At 70.8% G+C, this 12,411-nt stretch carries 11 protein-coding genes; 9 read left to right on the top strand and 2 right to left on the bottom strand.

Annotated elements, in window-relative coordinates:
* Nucleotides 1–184: 184 nt before the first annotated feature.
* On the top strand, nucleotides 185–1,357 hold the full coding sequence (gene hutI, locus ACIQCZ_RS19505; protein ID WP_402283651.1) for an imidazolonepropionase: 1,173 nt from the start codon (nucleotides 185–187) through the stop codon (nucleotides 1,355–1,357).
* 205 nt (nucleotides 1,358–1,562) lie between these two features.
* On the opposite strand, the gene ACIQCZ_RS19500 is transcribed toward hutI, so the two are convergent.
* The gene (locus ACIQCZ_RS19500; protein ID WP_402284161.1) at nucleotides 1,563–2,543 is read right to left on the bottom strand and encodes an RNA polymerase sigma factor SigF; all 981 of its coding nucleotides are present in this window, start codon (nucleotides 2,541–2,543) and stop codon (nucleotides 1,563–1,565) included.
* A 283-nt stretch (nucleotides 2,544–2,826) separates the two neighbouring features.
* Between ACIQCZ_RS19500 and ACIQCZ_RS19495 the strand changes: the two genes are divergently transcribed.
* The 6 genes from ACIQCZ_RS19495 to ACIQCZ_RS19470 all read left to right on the top strand — a co-directional run bounded on the left by ACIQCZ_RS19495 (nucleotide 2,827) and on the right by ACIQCZ_RS19470 (nucleotide 8,378).
* Nucleotides 2,827–3,195, top strand: coding sequence for an STAS domain-containing protein (locus ACIQCZ_RS19495; protein ID WP_351080963.1), 369 nt, complete (start codon nucleotides 2,827–2,829; stop codon nucleotides 3,193–3,195).
* A gap of 190 nt (nucleotides 3,196–3,385) precedes the next feature.
* Nucleotides 3,386–3,907, top strand: coding sequence for an ATP-binding protein (locus tag ACIQCZ_RS19490; RefSeq protein ID WP_402283649.1), 522 nt, complete (start codon nucleotides 3,386–3,388; stop codon nucleotides 3,905–3,907).
* Between the two features lie 207 nt (nucleotides 3,908–4,114).
* Nucleotides 4,115–4,786, top strand: coding sequence for a peptidase (locus ACIQCZ_RS19485; RefSeq protein WP_402283648.1), 672 nt, complete (start codon nucleotides 4,115–4,117; stop codon nucleotides 4,784–4,786).
* Nucleotides 4,787–4,876: 90 nt separating this feature from the next.
* Nucleotides 4,877–5,878, top strand: a complete 1,002-nt coding sequence (locus ACIQCZ_RS19480) for a hypothetical protein (protein ID WP_402283647.1) — start codon at nucleotides 4,877–4,879, stop codon at nucleotides 5,876–5,878.
* Nucleotides 5,875–6,996: a hypothetical protein gene (locus tag ACIQCZ_RS19475; protein ID WP_402283645.1), complete on the top strand. Its 1,122-nt coding sequence runs from the start codon at nucleotides 5,875–5,877 to the stop codon at nucleotides 6,994–6,996. Before ACIQCZ_RS19480 ends, ACIQCZ_RS19475 begins: the two co-directional genes overlap by 4 nt.
* 38 nt (nucleotides 6,997–7,034) lie before the next feature.
* Entirely contained in the window at nucleotides 7,035–8,378 is a 1,344-nt protein-coding gene (locus tag ACIQCZ_RS19470) for a hypothetical protein (RefSeq protein WP_402284158.1), read from the top strand.
* 90 nt (nucleotides 8,379–8,468) lie between these two features.
* Here ACIQCZ_RS19470 and ACIQCZ_RS19465 read toward each other — a convergent pair whose 3' ends face one another.
* Entirely contained in the window at nucleotides 8,469–9,959 is a 1,491-nt protein-coding gene (locus ACIQCZ_RS19465; RefSeq protein WP_402283643.1) for an oligopeptide:H+ symporter, read from the bottom strand.
* A gap of 489 nt (nucleotides 9,960–10,448) precedes the next feature.
* Between ACIQCZ_RS19465 and ACIQCZ_RS19460 the strand changes: the two genes are divergently transcribed.
* Nucleotides 10,449–11,126 (top strand): response regulator transcription factor, encoded by a 678-nt coding sequence (locus tag ACIQCZ_RS19460; RefSeq protein ID WP_351080973.1) that lies wholly within the window; start codon nucleotides 10,449–10,451, stop codon nucleotides 11,124–11,126.
* 14 nt (nucleotides 11,127–11,140) lie between these two features.
* A complete protein-coding gene (locus ACIQCZ_RS19455; protein ID WP_376286639.1) occupies nucleotides 11,141–12,406 on the top strand; it encodes an ATP-binding protein in 1,266 nt (421 codons plus the stop codon).
* Nucleotides 12,407–12,411: the final 5 nt, after the last annotated feature.

Raw genomic sequence — 12,411 nt, 5'->3', positions numbered from 1 at the left:
CGGGACCTCCGACTCCGAAGCCCCCGATTCCAAGGCTCCCGGCCCGCCGGTCGCCGCCCCCGAGGCCCCGGCTCCAGGGGCCCCGACCCCGGGACCGCGATGAGGGGCGGCGCCCCGACCCGCTCCCCACAAGCCTCGCCACGGGCCGCCCCGCACGCCGACACCCAAGGAGAGCAGTCTCCCCATGACGACGACCGCCATCACCCACATCGCCAGTCTGGTCACCAACGACCCCTCCCTCCGCGCGGATTCCCCCCTGGGTCTGATCCGGGACGCGGCCGTCGTCATCGAGGACGACCGGGTCGTCTGGACCGGTGAGTCAAGCAAAACACCCGCCACTGACAACGCCGTCGACGCGGGCGGCCGGGCGGCGATCCCCGGCTTCGTGGACTCCCACTCCCACCTCCTGTTCGCGGGCGACCGCACCGAGGAGTTCAACGCCCGGATGTCCGGCCGCGCCTACAGCGCGGGCGGCATCCGGACCACGGTCGCCGCCACCCGCGCCGCCACCGACGAGGAACTCTCCGCCAACATCGCCCGCTACCTCGCCGAGGCGCTGCGCCAGGGCACCACCACCATCGAGACCAAGTCGGGCTACGGCCTCACCGTCGAGGACGAGGCACGTGCCCTGCGCATCGCCGCCCGGCACACCGAAGAGGTCACCTACCTCGGCGCCCACATCGTCTCCCCGGACTACGCCGACGACCCGGCCGGCTACGTCGACCTGGTCACCGGGCCGATGCTCGACGCCTGTGCCCCGTACGCCCGTTGGGTCGACGTCTTCTGCGAGAAGGGTGCCTTCGACGGGGACCAGGCCCGCGCCGTCCTCACCGCCGGCCGCGCCAAGGGCCTGCACCCCCGCGTCCACGCCAACCAGCTCGGCCACGGCCCCGGCGTCCAGCTCGCCGTCGAGCTCGACGCCGCGTCCGCCGATCACTGCACCCATCTCACCGACGCGGACATCGACGCCCTGGCCCACGGCAACACCGTGGCCACCCTGCTCCCCGGCGCCGAGTTCTCCACCCGCGCGACCTGGCCGGACGCCCGCCGCATCCTCGACGCGGGCGCCACCGTCGCACTCTCCACCGACTGCAACCCGGGCTCGTCCTTCACGTCCTCCATGCCCTTCTGCATCGCTCTCGCCGTACGCGACATGGGCATGACCCCGGACGAGGCCCTCTGGTCCGCCACCGCGGGCGGCGCCGCGGCCCTGCGCCGTACGGACATCGGCCGCATCGCCCCCGGCGCCCGCGCGGACCTGGTCCTGCTCGACGCACCCAGCCATGTCCACCTCGCCTACCGGCCGGGTGTCCCCCTGGTCCACGCGGTCTGGCAGCGCGGCGAACGCGTCGTCTGAGTCCTTGCCGCCGCGGTCGGTAGCCCGTCGAGGACCGACACCGCCGCGGCCGGGGAGCCCGTGCGGCCGGGGAGCCCGTGGATCCGGCACCCGTGACTCGGCGTCACACATGCGGAAGGACCCGCCCGTTGCCGGTGCGGGTCCTTCCGCAAGGGGGCTCGCGGTATGCCGCGCGCGGGTGTTCCGCGGGCACGCGAGCTGCCCGTCACTCCTCCAGCGTCAGCCCCTTGCGGAGCTTGACCAGTGTGCGGGACAGCAGCCGCGACACATGCATCTGGGAGATGCCCAGCTCCTCACCGATCTCCGACTGTGTCATGTTGGCGACGAATCGCAGCGAGAGGATCGTGCGGTCGCGGCCTGGCAGCGAGGCGATCAGCGGCTTCAGGGACTCGACGTACTCGATGCCTTCGAGTCCGTGGTCCTCGTAGCCGATGCGGTCCGCCAGCGCTCCTTCGTGGTCGTTCTCCTCGGGCTTGGCGTCCAGTGAGCTCGCGGTGTACGCGTTGCTCGCGGCCATGCCCTCGACGACCTCGTCGTGACTGATGCCGAGCCGGTCGGCGAGCTCGCCCACGGTGGGCGAACGATCCAGCTGCTGGGCGAGCTCGTCGCCCGCCTTGGCCAGGTCGAGCCGCAGCTCCTGCAGCCGGCGCGGGACGCGCACGGACCAACTGGTGTCACGGAAGAAGCGCTTGATCTCGCCGACGATGGTCGGCATCGCGAACGTCGGGAACTCCACGCCCCGACTGAGCTCGAAGCGGTCGATCGCCTTGATCAGGCCGATGGTGCCGACCTGGACGATGTCCTCCATCGGTTCGCTGCGGGAGCGGAACCGGGAGGCGGCGAACTTGACCAGGGCCAGGTTCAGTTCGACGAGCGTGTTGCGGACGTACGAGTACTCGTGGGTGCCCTCTTCGAGGGATTCGAGCCGTTCGAAGAGCGTCTTCGACAGGGCCCTGGCGTCCAGCGGCCCCACCTCGTCGTAGGGAGGGATCTCGGGAAGTCCTTCGAGACCGTCCGTGACGCCGTGGTCGTCGGTGTCGGCGGCGGTGTCCGCGCCGATGGTGCTGATGTCGCTGTCGCGCGTGCCGCCCGAGGCGTTCGCGGTAGGGGAGTCCGAGGGGGTCGGTCCCTGAGGACATGCTGACGTCGCGTCGTGCGAGCGCGGTGCGTCGAGCCGGGGTGACATGGTCTCCTCCATCGTTCTCGGCATATGGCTGCCGATGCCCATACGTGTTCCTGCGGTGAAGCGGCGCCTCCGAAGCCGGCCGTGTTTTGGGTGTCCTCCTACCCTTACCCGGTTCGGACAGGCACTTACAAGCTCCAATTGAGGCTATATGTCCGGTTTGTTGAGGTCTTCAGGTACCGCGTGGCGAACGGAACGCGTACTGTTTCAGTGACGTCAGCGACAGCTACAACGAATCTGCATACGTAAAGACGCAGGCAGTGACGAACGGCGAAGAGGGACGGGCATGGACCGCGGGACGGTCGGCAGTGCGCATCGGGGTCGGCTTCAGGTCGAGGCCCGTACCGAGGGGCGCAGCGAGGTCGTGACGCCGGTGGGTGAGCTGGATCACCACACGGCGGATCTGCTGCGGGAGCCCCTGGAGAGCGCGGTCGAACAAGGGCGAGTACGCCTGGTGGTCGACTGCTCGCGACTCGAATTCTGTGATTCCACCGGGCTCAATGTGCTGCTCGGTGCCCGCCTCAAGGCGGAGGCGGCCGGGGGAGGGGTCCATTTGGCCGGAATGCTGCCGGTGGTGGCGCGGGTCTTCGAGATCACGGGGGCCGAGGCGGTCTTCACCGTCCACGACTCCCTCGAAGAGGCCCTGGACGCCTGATCGTGGCGCGTTCCGCGGCCCGGGTGCCTCCTGTGTTGCCCGTGTCACGCGGTCCATGTGGATGAAGCGGGTGTTGTCACGATTCGGCCGGGCAGAAGACATCCGGCGGGGCCCTGGGTGACCGCGCACTCCGTATCTGTACTTGTATCTGTTCGATGGCGACATGGTGAATCGGTGAGGTGAAGCGCTGATGAGCACCACCCGGCAGCATCCGCCGGGCGACCTCGGCCGCGAGCCGGAGGGCGCCGGAGCGGGCGTACGCGAGGACGCGGACGCCGGCGCGGCACCCCCCGGGCCGGCCGAGCGGCAATGGCGCACGTTGTCGCTGCGGGGGATCGCCGGCATCGTGCCGACGGCCCGTGACTTCGCCCGCCAGGCGCTCCACGACTGGGGCTGGCTCCCCGCGTCGAGCGCCGACGGACGCGCCGCCGCCGAGGACGTCCTGCTGGTCGTCTCCGAACTGGTCACCAACGCCTGTCTGCACGCGGACGGCCCCGAGGAACTGCGCATCGCCTGCACGGCGAAGGTGCTGCGGGTGGAGGTCGTCGACTCGGGCGCGGGCCAGCCCGCGCCGCGCACCCCGCACCGGGCCGGGCGGCCCGGCGGGCACGGCATGTTCATCGTGCAGCGGCTCTGCCTGGACTGGGGTGTCCTGCGGGTGGCGGACCGGGCCGGCAAGACCGTCTGGGCGGAGCTGGCCGCCCCGGCCTGATGACGGTCCCGGTTCCCCGCCGGGCCCCGGGGGTGTGCGCCCCGCATTCGCACCTTTGAAGAGCGCGCCGGATCGGCGCGCTCTTTGTCTTCCCTCCACAAGGCCCCAGGCGTACCTTGAGCGCCCGATCGATCTGATGTGTCGTCAGTAACTTGCGTCGGTGAGAGACGGGCGCGCGGCGACTTCCGGCATGAGGGGAAACTCGAGGTGTCCTACCAGAAGCGAACAGCTCTCGCGCTGGCGTCCGCGCTGGCGGGCACGGTGGTGCTGATGGCCGCGCCCGCCGCCCACGCCACGGTCGTGGACGTCGACTACCAGTGCAAGACCCCGATCGGCGACAAGAGCGCCGTGTCTCCCATCGACATCAAGAGCGTCAAGAGCGGCGGTGGCTACAAGCTCACGATGTCCTTCCAGAAGGGCGTGTCGTCCAGCCCCGTCGAGCTGGGCAAGGGGGCGATGAGCCCCAGCGCGGTCATCAAGGTCGGGGGAGCCGACCCGGGCCGGGTCCAGGTCTCCGGCGCGTCGAACTCCGCGGCCATACCCGCCAACACCCCCATCAAGATCAGCGACCTGTCGGGTACGTACACGCCGAAGAAGAGCGGCAAGGTCGACTTCACCGCCGGTGTGCTCACCATCAAGGCGCTCGGTACGACCACGACCTGTACGCCCTCCAACAACCCGGGGCCGTCGCTCCAGCTCGAAGTGACGGCCGCGGGCAACGCGCAGAGCACCCCGGTGGACGACGGCGGGCAGCTGCCGAAGACCGGCCCGCTCGACTCGGCCGTGGCGCTCGGCACGCTCGGGGGCACCGTGCTGCTGACCGGCGCGGCCGGAGTGCTCTGGCTGACCAGGCGCGGGCAGCGGGCCGTGGGCCGGTAGGACAGCGGGGCATTTCTTCGGATCGGGACGGATCCGAACAGGCCCCGGCCGCCCACGAGCCAGCCGCCGTCACGTACAAGGGAGCCGCCCATGCCGTCGCCGCCCGGTCACGCCGCCCGACTCGCCCTCACCGTCATGCTGTTCGTCCTCGCCACGACACCGGTGGCGGGTGCCGCGGACCGGACGCCGACGTCCGGGGAGGCCGCGTGGACGGCCCGGCCCGCGGTGAGCGGTTCCGAAGCGGACGACGGCAGACCGTACTTCTATCTGGAGGGCCCGCCCGGCACCGTGCTCCAGGACCGGCTCTCCGTCACCAACCCCGGTACGGCCCCGGTCACCGTGCGGCTGAGCGGTGCCGACGCGTACAACGCCGAGGACGGCGGTTTCTCGGTACGCCGCGGCACGGGCTCCAACGGGACCGGTGCCTGGCTGCGGACCGCCGCCGCCGAGGTGACCGTGCCGGCCCGTACCCGCGCCGATGTGCCGTTCTCGGTCACGGTGCCGACGGGCGCGACGCCGGGCGACCACCCCGGTGCGATCGTCGTACGCGGCGGCGGCCGCTCGGCGGGCGTACGGGTCCAACTGCGGGTGGGCGGGCCGACGCTGGCCGCGCTCACCGTCGAGGACGTCGGCGTGTCCGGGCGGACGATCCACTACACGCTGGTCAACCGCGGCAACACCGTCCTGGTCCCGCGGATCACGGTCGGCGCCGAAGGGGTGTTCGGGACGCTGCTGCGGCGCGATGCCCGCACGCTGCCGGTGGAGCTGCTGCCCGGACAGCGCGTCAGGCTCGCCGAACCGTGGCGGGACGCCCCGGCCCTGGACTCCGCGACCGTCCGACTGCGCGTCACGGCGGCGGGCGGTGCGCACGGCGAGGCGACGGCCCGCGCGGTCTTCGTCCCCTGGCTGCCGGTGACCGGCGGCGCGCTGCTGATCCTGGCCGCCGTCGCGGCGGGAGCGTACGCGTACCGGCTCCGGCGCTCGCGCGGACGGCCGTCCGACGGAGCCGACGACGGCCGCCCCGGACCGTCCTCGGGCGAACGACAGCACTCGGAGAGCAGGCACTTGGCGAAGGCGGGAGCGGAATCGTGACTGGACAGGCCGGACCGGCACCACTGCACGGCGGCGTCCGCCGGCGGGCCGCCGTGCTGCTCGGCGTACTGCTGCCCGCCCTGCTGATGCTCTTCGCGACCGGCGCCGACGCGGCGGGTACGAGGGCCACGGACCCGAAGCCCTCGGTCACCCTCTCCAAGCAGCAGGCGGGCAAGGGCGGTGACATCACCGTCAAGGGCAGCGGCTGGCGTCCGAACACCCTGCTGATGATGCTGATCTGCGGGCGGTCCACCCCCGACCGCGGCGTGATCGGCGGCACGAACTCCTGCGCCAACGCCGAGGGCCGAGCCGTCACCACCGGTACCGCGGGCGCCTTCCGCAAGAAGATGCCGGTCGCCGAGCCGCCCGTGCCCTGCCCCTGCGTGGTCCATGTCGCGACCGTCACCGGAGAACAGGCCACCGCCGACGCCGTGTTCGTCGTCGCGGGCCACCCGGTCGCCGCGCTGCCCGAGGAGACCGGGGGCGGCAGGCTGGCGGTGCTGGCCACCACCCGGCTGGAGGGCGACAGCTCCGTCCTCACCTGGTTCGGCGCCCCGCCCGCCCGCCAACTGGTCTTCACCGTCGGCAATCTGGGTTCCGCCCCCGTCGAGGATCCGGTCTTCCGGATCGGCACCGCGCACGGAGTCTTCGCCCCGCAGTGGGAGGAGCGGCAGTGGCGCGGCACCATCGAGTCCGGCCGCAAGGCGCAGATCAAGCTGCCGGTCGAACTGTCGGCGGGCGCCCACGGCGACTACCAGATCTCGCTGAAGTACGGCGGCAAGGTCCTGGCCGAGCAGCCGTGGGGGGTCGGCCGCCCCTGGGGCGTCACGCTGTTCTGGATCCTGCTGTGCGTCGTCGTACCGGCCGCCGTGTTCCGCATCGGTATGGCGATCGTCGACAAGGTACGCCCCCGCTCCGCGCGCACCCCGGCCCGTTCCGGACGCCGTCGCCGCCCGCGACCCACCGGGACGGCCGCCGGGCTCCCGAAGCTGCGCCGCCCACCGCGGCCCGCCGGGAGCCCCGCCGCCGCGCCCACGACCACGACGGCCGCGCTGCCGTGGTTCACACCGGATTCCGCACCGTCAGAGAACAGACCGACGACGAAGGGACATTCGTGAGTACGCAACGCAGGACGGTCGCGGCGGGAGTCGCGATGATGCTCGGCGGCGCGGGCCTGCTGCTGGCCGCGAGCCCGGCCCAGGCCGCCGACATCTCGTACCGGACGGAGTGCATCCCCCCGCCCATCTCCGGGCTGCCGGCCGTGCAGGGCACCACCGTGGTGCAGTTGACCGCGCCCGCCGAGGCGAAGGTCGGGGACACCGTCGAGGTGGTGTGGAAGACGGTCGAGGCCGCTTCCAAGAATCCCGACGTGCTCGATCTGGACAAGGACACGGTCAAGCCGACCGGCACGATCAAGGTGGGCGGGGCGGCCACCGGCACCCTCCGGATGGAGGGGCCGCGGCAGAACCCGCCGATCCCGAAGAACAGCGCCATGGTGCTGCCCGACATGAAGGGCACACTGAAGCTGGAGAAGGCCGGTGAGATCACGCTCACACCGGACGCGTACGACATCAACGTCTCCAAGCCGATCTCCACCGACACCAAGTGCTCCCCGAAGGAGGCCGTGCAGCCGGGCGCGACCATCAAGGTCACGGACGGCGGCGGATCCACGACGGCGGGCGGCACGTCCTCCGGCTCCACCTCCGGTTCCACGACGGCGGGTGGTACGACCTCGGGCTCCACCGCGGCGGGCGGCACGACGAGCGGTTCCACCTCCGGCTCCGCGGCCGGCGGCACGTCGTCCGGCTCCACGACCGCGGGCGGCGCCACCGCGGGCTCCGGCGGCGGCCGGACCGACTTCCCCGGCAAGGAGGTCTCGGTCCACTTCACCTGTACGTCCCCCGGACCGGCCGACATCGCCTCCAAGGTGACGATCAACGCCAAGAAGAGCGGCGGGAGCTACGCGCTCACGGTCAAGACGGCCAAGGGCGTGATGGACAGCCCGGCCGCGTTGCCCGCCGGTGCGCTCAAGCCGTCCATGGACGTCGCCGTCGGTGGCGCCGACAAGGGCTCGGTGAAGGTCACCGGACCGGCCAACGCCGCACCGCTGGAGCAGGGCAAGCCGGTCGACCTGGCCGACATGACCGGCACCTACAAGCCGGGCGCGTCCGGGAAGTCCACGCTCAGCCCCGGCACCCTGACGATCGATGTCACCCTGGGCGCCTCGAAGATCAACATCCCCTGCAAGGTCAAGGGATCGGTGACCCCGTCACTGGAACTCGACACCACCGCCCAGCAGGGCGGCGCCTCCGGTTCCACCACGACGGGCTCCACCGGCTCCGCGGCCGGCGGCACGGCCTCCGGCGGCGGACTGGCCGCCACCGGGGCCGAGGACAACGGCACCCTGCGTGCGCTCGGCCTGGTCGCGGGGACGGCGATCCTGCTGGGCGGCGCCGTGTTCACCTTCACCCCGTGGCGCAGGCTGCGCGGCACCAGGTGAGCTGAGCTCCGTACGGATGCATGCGAAGGGCCGCTGGAAACCGCCATGGGACGGTTTCCAGCGGCCCTTCGTACAGCCGGGTCCGGTGCGTCAGCGCACGTCGCCCATGAGCTGCTTGACCTTGCCGCGGTACATGAAGACCGCGACACCCGCGGCAACGGCGAGGCAGGCCTCCAGGGTGACCACGCCGGTGCCGTTGAGCTCCACACCCGCGGTGGAGAGCAGACCCGTGGTGCAGTCACCGGCGGTGACGGCCAGGAACCAGACACCCATCATCTGGCTGGCGTACTTGGCCGGAGCCATCTTCGTGGTGACGGAGAGGCCCACCGGGGACAGCGTCAGCTCGGCGACCGTCTGGACGAAGTAGATCGCGACCAGCCACATCGCGGCGGCCTTGTGGCCGTCGGTCGCGATCGTCAGCGGCATCAGGAAGAGGAAGAACGACGCACCGGCCAGCACCAGGCCGGAGCTGAACTTCACGATGGTGCTGGGCTCCTTGCCGCGGCGGTTCAGCGACAGCCAGAACGCGGCGAAGAGCGGGGCCAGCGCCATGATCAGGACCGGGTTGACCGACTGGTACCAGGAGACCGGGAAGTTCCAGCCGAAGACACTGTTGTCGGCCGAGGATTCGGCGAAGATCGCGACCGTCGAACCGCCCTGGTCGTAGATCATCCAGAAGACGGCGGCGGCGACGAAGAACCAGATGTAGCCGGACATCTTCGACTGCTCGGTGGCGCTGAGCTCCTTGTCGCGCTTGATGCGCGCCAGGACGACGACCGGAATGACCAGGCCCGCGACGGTGATGGGGACCAGGAGCCAGTTGAGCGTGTAGACGCCGGTGACGACCGTGATGAAGTAGAAGACGGCCGCGACGGCCAGCCAGATCATGCCCTTGCGCAGCGTGCTCGCCCGCTCGGCGGCGGACAGCGGCTTCGGGACGACGAGGCTGCGCTCGTTCAGGTGGCGGGTGCCCATCAGGAACTGGGCGAGGCCGAGTCCCATGCCGACCGCCGCGAGCGCGAAGCCCAGGTGCCAGTTGACGTTCTCACCGATGGTACCGATGATCAGCGGCGCCGCGAAGGCACCCGCGTTGATGCCCATGTAGAAGATCGTGAAGCCACCGTCGCGGCGCGGGTCGTCCGGGCCGTCGTAGAGGTGGCCGACCATCGTCGAGATGTTGGACTTCAGCAGACCGGAGCCGATGGCCACCAGTCCGAGACCGGCGAAGAAGGTGCCCTGCAAGGGCAGCGCCAGCGCCAGGTGGCCGATCATGATGACGGCACCGGCGACGGCGACGGTCTTGCGGGGACCCCAGACACGGTCGCCGAACCAGCCGCCGGGCATGGCGAGCAGGTAGACCAGCGACACGTAGACCGAATAGATCGCCGTGGCCGTGGCCGGGTTCATGTGAAGCCCGTTGGGGGCGATCAAGTAGAGGGGGAGCAGGGCCCTCATGCCGTAATAGCTGAAGCGCTCCCACATCTCGGTCATGAAGAGAGTGGCCAGGCCGCGGGGGTGGCCGAAGAAGGTCTTCTCGGATCCAGAAGTACTGGCCGGGTCCTTCGTCAGGCTGGACGCCATGGTCGATCCTTGCTTGCTCGGGACGCGGCGCCTTGTGAGCGTGACGCGCCCGGTGGGGGGAGGCCGGCACCGACCCGGCCGCACCCCACCCCCACGCCTGACAGGGGATTCGTCCCGACCGCCGGACTCATGGGGAGCCGACTGGAGGAGACGGGGACCGACCGCATCGGGATCCACGCCCGGTGCGCATCCTCACGCTCCGGGCCCGGCCACAGGTCATTCACTGAAGTCACGGCTGGCGGGTACCAACCGACAAAACAAAAGAACCCTCGGCGCTAAAAGCTGCCCAAGGGTCCTTGAGTAGTGCAACAGGCGTCAAGCCACCATACGACACGACAGTGCCGGATTTGAATGGACTTGAGAGATGGATCACAGGTTCCGATGGAACCGCACTCCCATATTCGAAGGCGTCAGCCCAATCTGCCTGCGGACCCGCAGGGCTTTTCGATCACCTCACGGCATCCCCCCTGCGCGGACTACCATCACTCCATGACCCGTGTACTGCTCGCCGAGGACGACGCATCCATCTCGGAGCCACTGGCCCGCGCCCTGCGTCGGGAGGGTTACGAGGTCGAGGTCCGCGAAGACGGTCCGACCGCTCTCGACGCCGGCCTCCAGGGCGGAATCGACCTGGTCGTACTCGACCTGGGCCTGCCCGGGATGGACGGCCTCGAAGTCGCCCGCAGGCTCCGTGCCGACGGCCACACCGTGCCGATCCTGGTGCTCACCGCCCGCGCCGACGAGGTGGACACCGTCGTCGGCCTGGACGCGGGAGCCGACGACTACGTCACCAAGCCCTTCCGCCTGGCCGAACTGCTCGCCCGTGTCCGGGCCCTGCTGCGCCGCGGCGCCAGCGAGCCCGCCCCGCAGCCCGCCACCCACGGCGTCAGGATCGACGTCGAGTCGCACCGGGCCTGGATGGGCGACGAGGAACTCCAGCTCACGGCAAAGGAGTTCGACCTGCTGCGGGTCCTGGTCCGCGACGCCGGCCGGGTCGTCACCCGCGACCAGCTGATGCGCGAGGTCTGGGACACCACCTGGTGGTCGTCGACCAAGACCCTCGACATGCACATCTCCTGGCTCCGCAAGAAGCTCGGCGACGACGCGGCCAACCCCCGCTACATCGCGACCGTACGGGGCGTCGGCTTCCGCTTCGAGAAGAGCTGACGTACAGAAGCCTCATGCGCCGCAGACTGATCAACTCCACGCTCGCCGTGGTGCTCGTGGTGATCGCCGTCTTCGGCGTCTCCCTCGTCATCGTCGAGAGCCGCACCATCAGCAACAGCGCCCAGGAGAGCGTCGACTCCGAGGCGCTGCGGCTGATCAGCGTCGTCGAGAGCCGGCTCCTGGGCGACGAGCGGATCAACCCCGCGCTGCTGGCCGAGCAGATCTCCAGAAAGCGCTACGCCCTGGTCAAGATCCCCGGACGTGCCCCCCTCGAAGTCGGTACGCGCCCCACCGGCAGGGTGATCAGCAGCACGGCCGAGGGGGAGCAGGGCGAACGGGTCACCGTCGAGGAGTCCAGCTCGGCCGTCACCCGCGAGGTCGGCCGCACCCTGCTGATCATCGGCGCGGTGGCCCTGCTGGCCATCGTCTCGGCGGTGCTCCTCGCGGTGCGCCAGGCCAACAAACTGACCTCACCGCTGACCGACCTCGCCGAGACCGCCGAACGCCTGGGCTCCGGCGACCCGCGCCCGCGCCACAAGCGGTACGGAGTGCCGGAGCTGGACCGGGTCGCCGACGTCCTGGACGCCTCCGCCGAACGGATCGCCCGGATGCTCACCGCGGAACGCCGGCTGGCCGCCGACGCCTCGCACCAGCTCCGTACGCCGCTGACCGCGCTCTCCATGCGGATCGAGGAGATCTCCGTCACCGACGACCCGGACACGGTGAAGGAGGAGGCGAACATCGCCCTCACCCAGGTCGAGCGGCTCACCGACGTGGTCGAGCGGCTGCTGACCAACGCCCGCGATCCGCGGACCGGCTCCGCCGTCGTCTTCGACCTCGACGAGGTCGTCAAGCAGCAGATCGAGGAGTGGCGCCCGGCCTACCGGGGCGAGGGCCGCGCCATCGTCCGCTCCGGAAAGCAGGGGCTGCGGGCCGTCGGTACACCCGGCGCGGTCGCCCAGGTGCTGGCCGCCCTGATCGAGAACTCACTGATGCACGGCGGCGGTACGGTCGCGCTGCGCACCCGGGTCACCGGCAACCAGGCCGTCATCGAGGTCACGGACGAGGGTCCGGGCGTGCCCCCCGACCTCGGCGCCAGGATCTTCGAGCGGACGATCAGCGGCCGCAACTCCACCGGCATCGGCCTCGCGGTGGCCAGGGACCTCGCGGAGGCGGACGGCGGACGGCTCGAACTGCTCCAGCAGCAGCCACCGGTCTTCGCGCTCTTCCTCAGCCGCGTCGCCCTGAAGAGACGGGAACCCGAACGCCCGGTGCGGTGAAGCGG

The organism is Streptomyces sp. NPDC093149 (genome assembly GCF_044754145.1).
Classification (GTDB): domain Bacteria; phylum Actinomycetota; class Actinomycetes; order Streptomycetales; family Streptomycetaceae; genus Streptomyces.
Note: the sequence above shows the minus strand (reverse complement) of the source record. Positions and strands in the feature narration are given on the sequence as shown.